Annotated in this window: 15 protein-coding genes; 11 read left to right on the top strand and 4 right to left on the bottom strand. The window is 67.6% G+C overall.

The features are described 5' to 3' along the window. Window positions 1–69: 69 nt before the first annotated feature. Window positions 70–978, bottom strand: coding sequence for an oxygen-dependent tRNA uridine(34) hydroxylase TrhO (gene trhO, locus ACYVGI_RS12885; RefSeq protein WP_460633014.1), 909 nt, complete (start codon window positions 976–978; stop codon window positions 70–72). Window positions 979–1,071: 93 nt separating this feature from the next. Here trhO and ACYVGI_RS12880 point away from each other — a divergent pair, with 93 nt between their 5' ends. Further along, window positions 1,072–1,905 (top strand): polyprenol monophosphomannose synthase, encoded by an 834-nt coding sequence (locus ACYVGI_RS12880; protein WP_460633013.1) that lies wholly within the window; start codon window positions 1,072–1,074, stop codon window positions 1,903–1,905. A 19-nt stretch (window positions 1,906–1,924) separates the two neighbouring features. Then, a complete protein-coding gene (locus ACYVGI_RS12875; protein ID WP_460633012.1) occupies window positions 1,925–2,458 on the top strand; it encodes a YbhB/YbcL family Raf kinase inhibitor-like protein in 534 nt (177 codons plus the stop codon). A 93-nt stretch (window positions 2,459–2,551) separates the two neighbouring features. Here ACYVGI_RS12875 and ACYVGI_RS12870 read toward each other — a convergent pair whose 3' ends face one another. Continuing rightward, window positions 2,552–3,190, bottom strand: a complete 639-nt coding sequence (locus ACYVGI_RS12870; RefSeq protein ID WP_460633011.1) for a LysE family translocator — start codon at window positions 3,188–3,190, stop codon at window positions 2,552–2,554. 50 nt (window positions 3,191–3,240) lie between these two features. Between ACYVGI_RS12870 and ACYVGI_RS12865 the strand changes: the two genes are divergently transcribed. The 3 genes from ACYVGI_RS12865 to ACYVGI_RS12855 are packed head-to-tail and all read left to right on the top strand — an operon-like array spanning window position 3,241 to window position 6,869. Further along, window positions 3,241–4,806, top strand: coding sequence for an MmgE/PrpD family protein (locus ACYVGI_RS12865; RefSeq protein WP_460633010.1), 1,566 nt, complete (start codon window positions 3,241–3,243; stop codon window positions 4,804–4,806). Beyond that, the gene (gene prpB, locus ACYVGI_RS12860; RefSeq protein ID WP_460633009.1) at window positions 4,806–5,705 is read left to right on the top strand and encodes a methylisocitrate lyase; all 900 of its coding nucleotides are present in this window, start codon (window positions 4,806–4,808) and stop codon (window positions 5,703–5,705) included. Before ACYVGI_RS12865 ends, prpB begins: the two co-directional genes overlap by 1 nt. A 33-nt stretch (window positions 5,706–5,738) precedes the next feature. Next, complete coding sequence (locus ACYVGI_RS12855; RefSeq protein ID WP_460633008.1) at window positions 5,739–6,869, top strand: bifunctional 2-methylcitrate synthase/citrate synthase; 1,131 nt, start codon at window positions 5,739–5,741, stop codon at window positions 6,867–6,869. Window positions 6,870–7,014: 145 nt separating this feature from the next. On the opposite strand, the gene ACYVGI_RS12850 is transcribed toward ACYVGI_RS12855, so the two are convergent. Then, on the bottom strand, window positions 7,015–8,202 hold the full coding sequence (locus tag ACYVGI_RS12850; protein ID WP_460633007.1) for an acetyl-CoA C-acetyltransferase: 1,188 nt from the start codon (window positions 8,200–8,202) through the stop codon (window positions 7,015–7,017). A gap of 176 nt (window positions 8,203–8,378) precedes the next feature. Between ACYVGI_RS12850 and ACYVGI_RS12845 the strand changes: the two genes are divergently transcribed. Beyond that, entirely contained in the window at window positions 8,379–9,131 is a 753-nt protein-coding gene (locus ACYVGI_RS12845) for a JAB domain-containing protein (RefSeq protein ID WP_460633006.1), read from the top strand. On the opposite strand, the gene aspS is transcribed toward ACYVGI_RS12845, so the two are convergent. Continuing rightward, window positions 9,061–10,374 (bottom strand): aspartate--tRNA(Asn) ligase, encoded by a 1,314-nt coding sequence (aspS, locus tag ACYVGI_RS12840; protein WP_460633051.1) that lies wholly within the window; start codon window positions 10,372–10,374, stop codon window positions 9,061–9,063. The two genes, ACYVGI_RS12845 and aspS, sit on opposite strands and share 71 nt — an antisense overlap. 121 nt (window positions 10,375–10,495) lie before the next feature. Here aspS and ACYVGI_RS12835 point away from each other — a divergent pair, with 121 nt between their 5' ends. Genes ACYVGI_RS12835 through ccsB form a run of 5 tightly spaced genes read left to right on the top strand, consistent with a single transcriptional unit; the run spans window position 10,496 to window position 15,284 of the window. Further along, window positions 10,496–11,248: a histidine phosphatase family protein gene (locus ACYVGI_RS12835; protein WP_460633005.1), complete on the top strand. Its 753-nt coding sequence runs from the start codon at window positions 10,496–10,498 to the stop codon at window positions 11,246–11,248. Next, window positions 11,245–11,853: a TlpA family protein disulfide reductase gene (locus tag ACYVGI_RS12830; RefSeq protein WP_460633004.1), complete on the top strand. Its 609-nt coding sequence runs from the start codon at window positions 11,245–11,247 to the stop codon at window positions 11,851–11,853. The genes ACYVGI_RS12835 and ACYVGI_RS12830 overlap by 4 nt, the downstream gene beginning before the upstream one ends. A 1-nt stretch (window position 11,854) precedes the next feature. Beyond that, window positions 11,855–12,595, top strand: a complete 741-nt coding sequence (locus ACYVGI_RS12825; protein WP_055896637.1) for a cytochrome c biogenesis CcdA family protein — start codon at window positions 11,855–11,857, stop codon at window positions 12,593–12,595. After that, window positions 12,579–14,204, top strand: a complete 1,626-nt coding sequence (resB, locus tag ACYVGI_RS12820) for a cytochrome c biogenesis protein ResB (protein WP_460633003.1) — start codon at window positions 12,579–12,581, stop codon at window positions 14,202–14,204. Before ACYVGI_RS12825 ends, resB begins: the two co-directional genes overlap by 17 nt. Before the next feature lie 9 nt (window positions 14,205–14,213). Continuing rightward, the gene (gene ccsB, locus ACYVGI_RS12815; protein ID WP_460633002.1) at window positions 14,214–15,284 is read left to right on the top strand and encodes a c-type cytochrome biogenesis protein CcsB; all 1,071 of its coding nucleotides are present in this window, start codon (window positions 14,214–14,216) and stop codon (window positions 15,282–15,284) included. Window positions 15,285–15,773 lie beyond the last annotated feature (489 nt).

The following is a 15,773-nucleotide window of genomic DNA, read 5'->3' as shown; positions in this document are numbered from 1 at the left end:
GCTGTTCATGATGGCCGCAACGCGCGCAGGGCGGCAATGGTTCCCGTGAGGCTGTGGAGAACTCGTCCGCTAGCAGCGAAGTGGAGGAATCGGCTCGCCGTGCACCGCACAGAACACCGCATCCTCCGCCTCGCACACCACGAGCTGTTCCCGGCACGACGCATCCGCGCAGTTCCGCATCCGCTCCGTCGCGCCGCCGCACACCACGCAGTGTCCGATCACCGCCGTGTGGTCGCTGAACTGCACCGACTGCCGCTGATCGAACACGTACAGCGACCCCTCCCACAGCCCGTCGTCTCCGTAGGTCTCTCCGTACCGCACGACGCCGCCATCGAGCTGGTAGACCTCGCCGAACCCGCGCGACCGCATCAGCCCGGACAGCACCTCGCAGCGCACCCCGCCCGTGCAATAGGTCACGACCGGCTTGTCCTTGAGATGGTCGTACTTCCCGCTGTCGAGTTCCGCCACGAAGTCGCGCGTGGTCGACACATCCGGCACAACGGCGTCCTTGAAGCGCCCGATCTCCGCCTCGAACCGATTGCGGCCGTCGAAGAACACCACATCGTCCCTCGTCTCGATCAGGGAGTGCAGCGCTGCCGGGTCGAGCCGTTCGCCGCCGCCGACCACCCCGGACGCGTCGACCACCAACTCGGAAGGCGACCCGAAGCTGACGATCTCCTCGCGCACCTTCACAGTGAGCCGCGGGAAGTCGAGGCTCAGCCCGTCCTCGTCGAGCCCGGTGCCCTCGCTCCACTTCACGTCGAGGTTCTTGAACGCCGGGTAGTCCTTCGTCTTCCGCAGATACTTCTTCAGCGCGCCGAGCTCCCCGCCGAGCGTGCCGTTCATCCCGTCGCCCGACAGCAGGATGCGCCCGCGCAGCCCGAGTGACTCGCAGAGGTCGCGCTGCCACAGCCGCACGGCGTCCGGGTCGGCGAGGGGCGTGAAGACGTAGTAGAGGAGGACTTTCGGCACGGGCACCGCACCATGCTAGGCCGCGCCGCCTGTGCGCTCTCTCAGTTCTCCCGGCCGATCGGTTTCCTTTCATTCACCAACATCGGCGATGCTTGTGGGGTGAGCACCCTGGTCATCATCCCGACCTACGACGAGCGCGAGAACGTCGAGTCCATCGTCGGACGCGTCCGCGCGGCCACCCCCGAGGTGGATGTGCTCGTCGTCGACGACAACTCCCCGGACGGCACGGGGGCGCTCGCCGACGCGCTCGCCGCATCCGATCCGCGCATCCACGTGATGCACAGGGCTGGCAAGGACGGGCTCGGAGCCGCGTACCGCGACGGGATGCGCTGGGCGCTCGACGCCGGGTACGACCGCATCGTCGAGATGGATGCGGACGGCTCCCACCAGCCGGAGCAACTGCACCGCCTGCTGGACGCCCTGCGCGACACGAGCGGCACGAGCGACACGAGTGGCACCAGCACGAGCGGCAGCGCCACAGGCACGACCACCGCCCCAGCGCCAGGCGCGGACGTGGTCCTCGGCTCCCGCTGGGTCCCGGGCGGCGGCGTCGTGAACTGGCCTGCCCGCCGTCGTTTCCTGTCCCGCGGCGGCAGCGCGTACTCCCGCATCGCGCTCGGCGTTCCCGCCAAGGACGTCACGGGCGGCTACCGCGCGTTCACCGCTGATGCTCTGCGCAGCATCCATTTCGCCGACGTGGAGAGCCAGGGCTACTGCTTCCAGATCGACATGCTGCGCCGGGCATTTCGCGCGGGCCTCAGCATCGCCGAGGTGCCGATCACGTTCGTGGAACGCGAGCACGGCGCATCCAAGATGAGCGGCGGCATCGTCCGCGAAGCCATGTGGCGGGTGACCGTCTGGGGCGTCACCGGCCTCCCGCAGCGTTTCCGTCGCACCCCGGTTCCTGTGCCGGTCAAGTCGCACGCAGGCTGACGGGCGTAGCGTTGTCCGCATGACCGCTGTAGATCCGTTGGAGCGCTTCGGCGCTGTTCCTCAGTTCACCGTCACCAGCGACGACGTCGCCCAGGACACCCCGCTGGCCGCTGCTCAGTGGGGCGCCGGCGGCGGGGGAGGGGACATCTCGCCTCAGCTCTCCTGGTCCGGCTTCCCCTCGGAGACCAAGAGTTTCGCCGTGACCATCCACGACCCGGATGCGCCGACCGGCTCCGGCTTCTGGCACTGGGCCGTGTTCAACATCCCGGCCGACGTCACCTCCCTCGACGCGAACGCGGGAGCGGAGGGCGGCGCGAACCTGCCGCAGGGCGCTGCCATGCTCTCCAACGAGCTGCGCTCGAAGAGCTTCACCGGCGCCGGCCCGCCTCCCGGAACAGGCACCCACCACTACAACGTGATCGTGCACGCCCTCGACGTCGATCACCTCGACCTCGACCAGGAGTCCACCCCCGCGGTGCTCGGCTTCAACGCGCACTTCCACTCGCTCGCTCGCGCCGTCATCACGCCCACTGCGACCGCAGGCGACATCTAGCGCGCACGAGTCGTGCGAACCGTGCGGTCGGCCACGTCGCGACCGCGCGTTTCGCACGACTCCCGCGAGCGCCTCAGCGCATCCGCAGCAGCCTCAGTGCTTGCTCCCCGTCAGCGCCAGCACCCCGCCGAGCCCGATCATCATCACGCCCCCGGCAGCGCCCAGCCGCTCGACGCGCTTCGGCGACCGCCCGAACCAGGCGCGCGCGGTCCCTGCGACCAACGCCCACACGCTGTCGCACGCGAGCGCCAGCACCAGGAACACCGCGCCCAGCTCGAACATCTGCACCGGGATGCTCCCCGCGCCGTAGTCGACGAACTGCGGAAGCACCGCCACGAAGAACACCAGCGTCTTCGGGTTGGTCAGTCCCACGACGAACCCTTCCGACAGGATGCGCAGCCGTGACCGCGCAGGCGGCGTCGCCTCGTGCGTCACGGCCGTGTGCCTCCTGTGCCTGATCGCCTGAACTCCGAGGTACACGAGGTATGCCGCGCCCGCGAACTTGATGATCGTGAACACCACCTCCGATTGCGCGACCACGGCCCCGACACCGAGCGCGACGGCGATCACCAGCGGCAGCATCCCGAGCGCGTTGCCGAGCACGCTCAGCAGCCCGCCGACGCGCCCCAGGGACAGCGACCGACCGATGACGAACAGCACGCTCGGCCCCGGAATGACGATCAGTGCGATGGATGCGATCGCGAACGCCAGCAGCGAGGGTCCAGGAACCATGCGCACAGCGTAGCGCCGCGTCCCCCGCTCCGGGGAGGTAGGTTCGATACGTGAAGCTCCACAACGTTCGTGTGCACAGAAGCGAAGAGAACCTCGCCCGTCAGGATCAGCTCGCGTGGAAGATCGCGGAGGTCGCAGCAGACCCCGTCGATGTCACGCCGGAGGTCACCGAGATGGTGATCAACCGCGTGATCGACAATGCGGCCGTCGCTGCCGCGTCGCTCACCCGCCGTCCGGTGGTGTCCGCGCGGTCGCAGGCGCTGTCGCATCCACTGCCCGTCCGGGAGTTGGAGGAGCTGACTGGCGAGCGCACGCAGGACGGCTCCACCGTGTTCGGCGAACCGGCCACGCTCCGCGTCAGCCCCGAGTGGGCCGCGTGGGCGAACGGCGTCGCCGTGCGCGAGCTGGACTACCACGACACCTTCCTCGCCGCCGAGTACTCGCACCCCGGCGACAACATCCCGCCGATCACCGCGGTCGCCCAGCACGCTGCCCGTGCGTTCGGGCTGTCGGGACGCGAGCTGGTCCGCGGCATCGCGACCGGTTACGAGATCCAGATCGACCTCGCCAAGGCGATCAGCCTGCACGCGCACAAGATCGATCACGTTGCGCACCTCGGCCCGTCCGCCGCAGCGGGTATCGGCACTCTTCTCGGGCTCTCGCCGGAGGTGATCTTCCAGGCCATCGGCCAGGCCCTCCACACCACCACAGCCACCCGCCAATCGCGCAAGGGCGAGATCTCCAGTTGGAAGGCGCACGCTCCGGCGTTCGCGGGCAAGATGGCCGTCGAGGCCATCGACAGGGCGATGCGCGGGGAGACGAGCCCCACCCCGATCTACGAGGGCGAAGACGGCGTGATCGCCTGGCTGCTCGACGGCAAGGACGCCCGATACGACGTTCCGCTGCCGGAGCTGGGGGAGGCCAAGCGCGCCATCCTCGACTCGTACACCAAGGAGCACTCGGCCGAGTATCAGGCGCAGGCGTGGATCGACCTCGCTCGCAAGCTGCACCGCGAGCATCCGGAGGCGGCCGACCCGTCGCGGGTGGAGAGCATCGTCATCCACACGTCGCACCACACGCACTTCGTCATCGGTTCCGGCGCGAACGACCCGCAGAAGTACGACCCGACGGCTTCGCGCGAGACACTCGACCACTCCATCCCGTACATTTTCACCGTCGCGCTGCAGGACGGCGGCTGGCACCACGTCGACTCCTACCTGCCGTCGCGCGCTCAGCGGCCGGAGACCGTCGAGCTCTGGGGCAAGGTGACCACGACGGAAGACCCGGAGTGGACCCGCCGCTACCACTCGCTCGATCCCGCCGAGAAGGCGTTCGGCGGTCGCGTGGAGATCCGCATGGCGGATGGCAGCGTCATCACCGACGAGATCGCCGTCGCCGACGCGCATCCACTCGGCGCCCGGCCGTTCGTGCGCTCCGATTACGTCGCCAAGTTCCGGATGCTCGCCGCCGATGTGCTCGAACCGGCCGAGATCGACCGCTTCCTCGATGTCGCCGAGCGCCTTCCGTCGCTGACCGCCGCCGAGCTCGGCGGCCTCACGATCACAGCCAAGCCGGGCCTGCTCGCGAGCGTTCCGACCCCGAAGGGACTCTTCTGATGCTGTACTCCTCCGTCCCGGCGCACGAGAAGCGCGCCGCCTTCCGTGCACGCCTCGCATCCGGTGAGCTGGTCAGGATGCCCGGCGCGTTCAACCCGCTGAGCGCCAGGCTGATCGAGCGCAAAGGGTTCGAGGGCGTCTACATCTCGGGCGCCGTGCTCAGCGCCGAGCTCGGTCTCCCCGACATCGGCCTCACCACGCTGACCGAGGTGGCGGGCCGCTCGGCCCAGATCGCGCGCATGACCGACCTGCCGGCCCTGGTCGACGCCGACACCGGCTTCGGCGAACCGATGAACGTCGCGCGCACCGTGCAGACGCTGGAGGACGCCGGCGTCGCCGGGCTCCACATCGAGGACCAGGTCAACCCCAAACGCTGCGGTCACCTCGACGGCAAGCAGGTCGTCGACGAGAACACCGCCCTCAAGCGCATCCGGGCCGCAGCGGACGCGCGCCGAGACCCGAATCTGCTCATCATGGCGCGCACCGACATCCGCGCTGTCGACGGCTTGGATGCGGCGATCGACCGCGCGAAAGCACTGGTGGATGCGGGTGCCGACGCGATCTTCCCCGAAGCGATGCGCGACCTCGGCGAGTTCGAGGCCGTTCGCAACGCCATCGACGTTCCGATGCTCGCGAACATGACCGAGTTCGGCAAGAGCGACCTGTTCACGGTCGACCAGCTTCGCGACGTCGGCGTGAACATCGTCATCTGGCCCGTCTCGCTGCTCCGGCTGGCGATGGGTGCTGCAGAGCGCGGCCTCGACCAGTTGCTCGACACGGGCAGCCTCGAGCCCAAGCTCGGCGAAATGCAGCATCGCGCCGACCTCTACGAACTGATTGACTACGAGGGCTACAACGCGTTCGACACGTCCGTGTTCAATTTCGAGGTCAAGCGCTAAAAGCGCGCGACCGGCAGCAGCGAAGGAGCAGCAATGACCGACCCCGAGATCCACAAGGGCCTCGCCGGTGTGGTGGTCGACACCACCGCCATTTCGAGCGTCAATCCCGAGACGAATTCGCTGCTCTACCGGGGATATCCGGTGCAGGAGCTGGCCGCGAACTGCTCGTTCGAGGAGGTCGCCTTCCTGCTCTGGCACGGCGAGCTCCCCGCCGACGACGAGCTCGCGACCTTCGCGACCCTCGAGCGCTCGATGCGGGCGCTCGACGAGCGCACCAAGCGGGCGATCGACGACATCCCCGTGTCCGCGCACCCGATGGATGTGGTGCGCACGGCGGTCAGCCACCTCGGCAGCCTCGACGACACTCTCGGGCAGGCCGACGGCATCCTCGACCCCGACCTCAACCTCGGCCGCGCGGTGTATCTGCTCGCCCAGCTCCCGACCATCGTCGCCTACGACCAGCGCCGCCGTCGCGGTCTGGAGCCCGTCGAGCCGCGCGACGACCTCGACTACTCCAGCAACTTCCTCTGGATGACGTTCGGCGAGGTTCCGGACGACGTGGTGGTGGATGCGTTCCGCGTCTCCCTGGTGTTGTACGCCGAGCACTCGTTCAACGCCTCGACCTTCACGGCGCGGGTGATCGCATCCACCCTTTCGGACGTGTACTCGGCCGTCACCGGTGCGATCGGCGCGCTCAAGGGCCCGCTGCACGGCGGTGCGAACGAGGCTGTGATGCACGCGTTCGACGAGATCGAGGTCGCCGACCGCGCCGAGGCGTGGTTGGACGACGCCCTGGCCGAGAAGCGCAAGATCATGGGCTTCGGGCACCGCGTGTACAAGAACGGCGACTCCCGCGTGCCCACGATGAAGGCGGCGCTGGAGAAGCTGGCGGAGCACTACGACCGCAACGACATGCTCGACCTCTACAACGCCCTCGAGTCGGCGATGAACGAGCGCAAGAACATCAAGCCGAACCTCGACTACCCGTCCGGCCCCGCGTACAACCTGATGGGCTTCGACACGGCGACGTTCACCCCGCTCTTCGCGGCGGCCCGCGTCACCGGCTGGACCGCGCATGTCTTCGAGCAGTACGCGTCCAACTCGCTCATCCGCCCGCTCTCCCTCTACAACGGGGCAGAGGAGCGCCACCTCCCGAACGACTGACGGCGGCTTCCGCACGTCACCCGCGCACTCCGCCACCCGCGCACTCCGTCCGAACGGAGATCCGGTCCCATCCGGCCGGATTCTCCGTCCGAACGGAGTCACGAGCGGCGTGTCGGCCAAGTTCTCCTGCGTTAACCGACCCGCACTACCGCCACAGCAGCAGCGCTTCGCCCTGCCCGCCACCTCCGCACAGCGCGACCGCCGCCTTGCCGCTCCCACGCCGCGCCAGCTCGTGCGCGACCGTCCCTGCCAACCGGGCTCCGGACGCGCCGATCGGGTGTCCGAGAGCGATCGCACCCCCGTGGATGTTCACCCGCACGGCATCCAGGCCCAGGTCGTCCATCGACTGCAGCGCGACCGCGGCGAACGCCTCGTTGATCTCCACGAAGTCCAGCTCGTCGACCGACCACTCCGCGCGGCGGAGCGCAGCCGCGATGGCGTTCGACGGCTGCGAGTGGAGCGAGTTGTCCGGGCCGGCCACCTGACCGGACGCACCGACAACCGCCAGCCACTCCAGTCCGAGCCGTTCCGCGTTCTCACGGCTGGTGAGCACCAGTGCCGCTGCGCCGTCGCTCAGCGGCGAGGAGTTGCCTGCGGTGAGCGTGCCGCCCTCCGCGAAGCTCGGCCTCAACCCGGCCAGCGTCTCCGCCGTCGAGTTCGGCCGTACGCCTTCGTCGGCACTCACGACCACGGGGTCGCCCTTCCGCTGCGGGATGCTCACCGGCGCGATCTCGTCGTCGAACACACCGGATGCGGCCGCAGCCCCCGCGCGCTGGTGCGACGACGCGGCGAACGCGTCCTGCGCCTCGCGGGTGAGTCCGAGCTTCGAGGTGTAGCCCTCTGTGGATGCGCCCATCGAGATTCCGTCGAACGCATCCGTCAGCCCGTCGTGCGCCGCGGAGTCGAGTGCCTCGATCGACCCGTACGTCCAGCCTTTTCGCGAGCCGGGGAGCACGTGCGGGGCGTTCGTCATCGACTCCTGACCGCCCGCGACGACAACCGTCGCCTCCCCGGCCCTGATCAACCGTGCGGCGTCTATCACCGCTGCCAGCCCGGAGAGGCACACCTTGTTGATCGTGACCGCTGGCACGTTCCAGCCGATACCGGCTGCGATGGCCGTCTGTCGCGCGGGGTTCTGGCCCGCCCCCGCCTGCAGCACCTGCCCGAAGATCACCGCGTCCACGGCGTCGGCTCCCACGCCGGACTCGTCCAGCGCCTTCCGCAGCGCTACGGCGCCCAATTGCACCGCTGTCTGGGAGGCGAGCGCCCCCAGGATCTTGCCCTGCGGTGTGCGGGCGGCGGACAGGATCACGACGTCCTGCGGACTGGTCATGGCGACTCCTTCGTTGCCGTGGTGTGGCTTCTGTGCGGGCCGGCTTGTGGCCGGATTCCCTCCCATTGTCACACCGCCGCGCCGGGCCGACGTCTCGCCGTCATCCACATCCTTCGGTTATGCACAGATTTGGTGCGGGGCGCCTCGGGGTGATCGTGCGCTTCTAGCTTGGGCTCATGTCCGACGAGCATGACGAGGAGTCATTAGCGAATGTTCCCCACCACGACAGACCGCGCGAACGGATGCGGCGCATCGGCGTCGGGTCCCTCACCGACGACGAAGTGCTCGCCCTGGTTCTCGGCTCCGGCCAGTCCGGACGCAGCGTGCTCGCCCTGTCCCGCTCGATCCTCCGCCGCACGGCAGGCTTTCCCGGCCTCGCGACGATGGACTTCGCTCGGCTCGAGAACCTGCCGGGAGTCGGGCCGGCCACGGCGGGCCGACTCGTCGCGATCACCGAGATCTGGCGGCGCGCTGGAGCATCATCGTCCTGGACCAGGCTGGTCGACCACGAGGCCGTCGCACGCATCGTGCGGCCGGAACTGCTGCACAGAGACGGAGAGCGGTTCGTCGTCGTGGTCGCCGATCGCGCCTCGCGGCCGCTCGAACTCGTTCTCGTCCGCGATGGAGGCGTCGACGACGTCTCCGTTCAACCGGCAGACATCCTGCAGGCCGTCCTCACCAGAGGGGGCCGGTCGTTCGCCGTCGCCCACAACCATCCGGGCGGCACCCTCGAGCCGAGCGTCGCCGATCTCATGCTCACTCGCCGTCTTGACCAGGCGGCGGCCACCATCGGCCTGCGTTTCCTCGGGCACATCCTGGTCGCGGGCGACCAGTGGACCGCCATGCCCGCGGCCGGCGCTACGGCAGGAGGCGCGTCGGGCCGCGGAAGAGGTAGGTCGTCTCGCGCAGGTTCGACAGGTGCAGCATGAGCATGAGCACACGGGCGAGGCCCATCCCGAAGCCACCGTGCGGCGGAACGCCGTAGCGGAAGAAGTCGAGGTAGAAGCCGAGCTCCTCCGGGTCGAGGCCCTTGTCGCGCGCCTGCTCCTCGAGCACCTCGATGCGGTGCTCGCGCTGTGCGCCCGTCGAGATCTCGACGCCGTTGAAGATGAGGTCGTAGCTGTTGGTGAGCGAGGCGTCGCCCTCGTGTCGCATGTGGTAGAACGGCCGGATGCTCGACGCGTAGTCCGTCAAGAACACGAACTCGTGTCCGTAGGTCTCTTTGACGTACGCCGAGATCTGGCGCTCGCCCTCCGGGTCCATGTCGTCGTCGTGACGAGGGACCTCGTAGCCGCGCTCCGCCACGATCCGCTTCGCCTCCGCCAACGGGATGCGCGGGAACGGCGTACTGGGAACCGTCACCTCCACGTCGAACAGCTCCTTGATCTGCTCGCCGTGCTTCTCCTTCACCGCGGTGAAGCCGGCGACGATGAGGTTCTCGTGGAGCTGCATCACGTCTTCGTGGCTGTCGATCCAGCTCACCTCGGCGTCCACGCTGGTGAACTCGGTGGCGTGACGGCTGGTGAAGCTGGGGTCGGCGCGGAACGCCGGGCCGATCTCGAAGACCTTCCCGAATCCGGCCGACTGGGCCATCTGCTTGAAGAACTGCGGGCTCTGCGAGAGGTACGCCGTGGTGTCGAAGTACTCGACCTCGAAGAGCTCGGCGCGCGATTCGCTCGGGCTGGCCATCAGCTTCGGGGTGTGGATCTCGACGAAGTCGTTGTCGATCCAGTACTGACGCAGCGCGTGCTCGAAGGTGGTCTGGATGCGGAAGATCAGGTTGTTCTTCGGTTCGCGCAGGTCGAGGAAGCGCCAGTCCATGCGCTTGTCGATGCCGCTGTCCGCGGCGATCGGCGTCTCGGGGATCGCCTGCGTCTCCACCTCGAGGGTGGACAGCTTAATCTCGATGCCGCCGAGCTTCACGCGCTCGTCGTGCTTGAGCTCGCCGGTGGCGCGCACGAACGTGCCCTGGGAGAGCCCGGAGATCGTGGTGGCCGGCTCGTCCGCGATCACCGCGCCGTCGGCGTCGACGTTGCGCGGATTCACGAGCTGAACGGCGCCGCTCTCGTCGCGGAGCACGACGAACTGCACCTTCTTCTGGTCGCGCACCGTCTCCACCCAGCCGGCTACGCTCACGGGGCCGTCAGGGGATGCGGCAAGGTCCTTGATCAATACTCGTGCGGTCACGAGCCACAAGCCTACCGTCCGCCACTACAGGCCGGGCGGCCCGTCCAGGGGGCTCCCGTGCCAGCGCACAGTGAATTCAAGGGAAACGCCTCCGTAGACTGGTCGGGTGGTAGCAAGCCAGGTTCACCTCGTCCGTCACGGAGAGGTGTTCAACCCCGACGGCATCCTGTACGGCAGGCTGCCGGGCTTCGGCCTCTCCAAACTCGGTCACAGGATGGCCGCTGCGGCAGCGGACGAACTGATCGGGCGCGAACGCCCGATCTCCGCCCTTCTGGCGTCCCCTCTTCAGCGCACGCGCGAATCCGCAGCGCCGATCGCGTCGGCGTTCGCGCTGGACGTGCAGATCGAAGACCGCATCACCGAGCCGACCAACCACTTCGAGGGCACTGTCATGTCGCGGGCGCTGAAGAAGCCCGTCAACTGGCCGTTCCTCATCAACCCTGCCCGGCCGAGCTGGGGCGAAGCGTATGCGCGCATCGAGACGCGGATGCTCGCAGCGATCGACGACGCGTTCGACTCCGTCGAGTCCGGCGACGTGGTCCTGGTCAGCCATCAGCTCCCGATCTGGGTCACTCACCTGTCCGTCGCCGGCGAGCGCTTCTGGCACGACCCACGCAAGCGGCGCTGCGCGCTGTCGAGCATCACCACGTTCGAGCGCGCGACCGTGGAGCCGGAGGAACAGCCCGCCGCGTCCGCCCACCTCGAGCAGGCGCAGTCCGAGCAGGCGCATCCCGAGCAGGCGCATCCCGAATCTGCTCACCCAGAGAACGGAGCGCCCGTCGTGCGCATCATCGAGGTCGGCTACGTCGAACCGGCGGCCGAGCTGAACTCCACCGCAACCGATGTGGGGGCCGTGTGAACCGCCGGTCCCGCTTCCTCCTCCCGCTCGCGGCCGTCGCGGCGTCCGCCGCACTGGTCCTCAGTGGATGCACGTCCTCCGACGGCCTCGCCGCGCAGTACCGCGCCGGCACAGGCCAGAACTACATCGCGGGCGACGGCACGGTGAGTGAGTTCGCCGCGGACAACCGCGGAGCAGCCGTCGCCTTCAGCGGCACCCTCGCAGACGGCACCGCGGTCTCCTCGAAGGACTACGCGGGCGACGTGCTCGTCGTCAACTTCTGGTACGCGGGATGCCCGCCGTGCCGGGTCGAGGCACCGTTCCTCGAGTCGCTCTACCAGAAGTACAAGGGCAAGGGCGTGGACTTCCTTGGTGTGAACCTCTACGACACCGAGAGCACCGCGGCGAGCTTCGAGAAGGACAAGGGCGTCACATACCCGTCCGTCCTTGATCGCGACACCGGCTCCGTGCTGCTCGCGTTCAGCAAGACCGTTCCGCCGAAGGCGACGCCGACCACGCTGGTCATCGACAGGAAGGGCAGAGTCGCCGCTCGCATCCTCGGTGCTCTTCCCGACGCCAGCACGCTGAACTCGCTCATCTCCGACGCCGTCGCCGAGACCGACTGACGTGGGCGGAGTCGGAGAGATCGTCTTCAGCGGGCAGTTGCTTTTCGCACTGCCGGTCGCTGTCCTCGCCGGTCTCGTCTCGTTCGCCTCGCCGTGCGTACTGCCGCTCGTGCCCGGCTATCTGGCATACGTCGGAGGATTCACCGACCTGGGAGCCAAGCGCGACCGCTCACGCCTGCTCACCGGCGTCTCGCTCTTCATCCTCGGCTTCGCGATCGTGTTCATCGCGTACGGTGCCGCGTTCGGCGCTCTCGGCCTGTGGCTCGTCCGGTGGCAGGAAGTCGTCATCCGCATCCTCGGGGTCCTCGTCATCGCGATGGGCCTCGTCTTCATCGGCCAGTTCTCGTTCTTGCAGCGCACCATCAAACCCACCTGGCGCCCGGCGACCGGCCTCATCGGAGCGCCGCTGCTCGGCATCGTCTTCGGTCTTGGCTGGACGCCCTGCATCGGCCCAACGCTCGCCGCGATCAGCGCCCTCAGCGTCGGCAGCGGTTCGCCGTGGCGCGGCGCCCTGCTCGGCCTCTTCTACTGCATCGGCCTCGGCATCCCGTTTCTTCTCGTCGCCCTTGGCTTCGACTGGGTCGCGGGGTCCGTCGCATTCCTCAAGCGGCACATCCGTGTCATCAACATCATCGGCGGCGTTCTGCTCGTCATCATCGGCATCCTCATGGCGTCCGGCATCTGGAGCCAGCTCATGTCCCAATTCCTGGCGGTGATTCAAGGTTTTGAGCCGGCCCTCTGACCACATCGATTCTGCGCCCCCGCGGCATCAGCCCGAGATCGAGCAGCCCAAGCTCGGTTTCGTCGGCTGGCTGCGGTGGTTCTGGCGACAGCTCACGAGTATGCGCACAGCGCTGTTCCTCCTGCTGCTGCTCGCCATCGCCGCCGTTCCAGGATCGCTCGTCCCGCAGCGGAGCTCCGACCCCAACGGCGTCACCAAGTACTTCACCGATCACGCGGACATCGCGCCGTTCCTCGACAAGCTCCAGGCGTTCGACGTCTACACCTCGGTGTGGTTCTCCGCGATCTACCTGCTGCTCTTCGCTTCCCTCATCGGCTGCATCATCCCGCGCACCAAGCATCATTTCGACGCGCTGCGGGCCAAGCCGCCGAAGACGCCCGTTCGGCTCACCCGCATGGCCGGGTTCCAGGCGCGCACGCTCCCGGCCGACCTGCGCGAGAACGGCCCTGAGCCGATCGCCGCTGCGCGCGACCTCCTCAAGAAGTCCGGCTACCGCGTCGCCGTCTATCAGGATGCGCGGTCCACGTCGGTCTCGGCCGAGCGCGGCTACCTCCGCGAGACGGGCAATCTCGTTTTCCACACGGCGCTCGTCGGCGTCCTCCTCGCTATCGGTCTCGGTGGCGGCTTCGGCTTCACGGGCCAGAAGGTCGTGGTCGAGGGGCAGAGCTTCGTGAACAGCCTGCCGTCGTACAACTCGTTCAACCCCGGCCGGTTCTTCAGCGACTCCACGCTGCAGCCGTTCTCGATCAGGGTCGACAAACTGGACGTCGCGTACGAGACCAAGAACGACAATGCCATCGGTCAGCCGCTCGATTACACGGCGCACGTCACGACCACGGGACCTGGCGACACGTCCAGCTCGACCACGATCAAGGTCAACGAACCTCTCGCCATCGGCGGAACGAACGTCTATCTCCTCGGCAACGGCTACGCCCCGACCATCACCGTGCGCGACCCGGACGGCAAGGTCGCCTTCACCGACACCATCCCGTTCCTCCCTCAGGATGCGCGGCTCACTTCGCTCGGCTTCGTGAAGGTCCCGGACGGCCTCAAGCAGCAACTCGGGATGATCGGCTTCTTCTACCCGACCGTCGGAGACAGCGCCACGGCCAAGGGCGCCCTCACCTCCACCTTCCCCGGCTTGAACGACCCGCTGCTCAGCCTCAACGTCTATGTCGGCGACCTCGGAGTCGACAGCGGCGTCCCGCAGTCCGTTTACAGTCTCAACACCGACACGCTCAAGCAGCTCGCCGGTCCGCCGACCAAGACCAAGGCATTGCAGCTCCGCCCCGGCGAGACGGTCGAGCTCCCCAACGGACTCGGCACCGTCAGCCTCGACGGCGTGAAGCGCTACGCATCCCTGGATGTGCACCACGACCCTGCGCAGGGCTGGGTCCTCACGTTCGCCGTGCTGATCTTCGCCGGCCTGCTCGTGGCGCTCTTCGTGCCGCGGCGTAGGCTCTGGGTGAAAGCCATCGAGAACGAGGACGGCTCGCTCACCCTTGAGTACGCCGGCCTCGCACGAGGCGAGGACCCGAACCTCGCCGCCGCCGTGCAATCCATCGCCGACGATCACGCCGACGCCCTCACCCGCCCCCGAAACACTTAGGCTTGCATTGTGACCGAAACCCTGGCTCAGCTATCGACCGTGTTCATCTACGCGGCCATGGGAATGTATGCGGCGGCGTTCATCGCGTTCGCCCTCGATCTGTCGCGGCGAGGAGCACGTGCGACGGCCGTCGAAGCCTCCACAGTGCCGAGTGCTGTCGCTCGTCGAACCGAGGCCGCAGCTCCAGCCAGGTCGACGACGGCGACGATCACCGCTGAGGGTTCGAACGGGTCGGGCGGACGAGCCGGGACGTCCACCCTCGGCAGGCTCTCCGCCAGGATCAGCGACAGGGTCGAGGACGACCTGCTCTACGGCTCTGAGTCGTCGGCGTCTATCCGCTGGGCGTTCGTGCTCACCATCATCGGTTTCGCCTTCCACCTGGTGGCGACGGTCCTCCGCGGCATCGCGGCCGATCGGGTGCCCTGGGCGAACATGTGGGAGTTCTCGATGACGGGCACTCTCGTCATCGTCGGTGTCTTCCTGGCGGTCAACCTCAAGTGGGACATCAAGTACCTCGGCACCTTCGTGATGGGCCTTGTGCTCGTCCTGCAGGGCATCGCGCTCCTGCGGTACTACGTGCCCGTCGTCCCTCTGCAGCCCGCGCTTCAGTCGTACTGGCTGGTCATCCACATCATCGTCGCCGTGCTGGGCACGGCGTTCTTCGCCCTCGGCTTCGCTCTGTCAGGCCTGCAGTTGCTGCAGGTCAGGCGCGAACGGCAGGTGGCGGAGTCCCAGCCCCAGCAGTTCAAGTTCCTGGCGACGCTACCCACGTCGACCGCCCTCGAGAACCTCGCGTACCGGGTGAACATCGTCGGCTTCATCGCGTGGACCTTCACCCTGATCGCGGGAGCCATCTGGGCAGAGAAGGCGTGGGGGCGGTACTGGGGTTGGGACACCAAGGAAGTCTGGACGTTCATCATCTGGGTGATCTACGCCGGCTACATCCACGCCCGCGCGACCCGTGGATGGCGCGGCTCCCGTTCTGCCTGGCTCGCCATCATCGGCTTCGCCGCCGTCCTCTTCAACTTCGGCATCGTCAACGTGTTCTTCAAAGGCCTCCACGCCTACTCGGGTCTGTAGGCCCGGGCCTCGCCGCATCCCAAGCACCATCCGCGAACACCCCGCTGATCGCATCGTCCACTCCCGCGTGACGGTGCGGCTCGGCGGGGTGTTCTTCGTCTGTCGCACATCCCTCTCCTGGCGATGAGGAGGCGACACGCCCGAGATGCAGGCGCGATTTGCGACGTCGCTGAGACGTCCGTAAAGTACTTACTTGTCACCCCAAAGGTGCGGGAGAGCGGAACTGCTCCCCGGCCTCAAGCGGGACCAACTCCTAAACTTATCGGTAGCTTGAACTTGTTCAAGTGTGCCCATTCGACTTAGGATGGTAACCCTCACTCTTCGAGCTGGTTTTGTTGCTCGGTTCGCGTGTTTCGGTTGCATCGTCATGATGCGCTGAGGATCGCGAAACGGCCGAGTTGACATTCAGATTGAAAGTGGTAAGGTTGACAGGTTGCCCCATTTTGACCGTGTGATGCGGGATGGTGGGAGCGTCCGATCCTTGAGAAC

Source organism: Leifsonia lichenia (assembly GCF_054780215.1).
The sequence above is the reverse complement of the archived record's forward strand: the minus strand, read 5'-3'. Positions and strand labels throughout refer to the sequence as shown.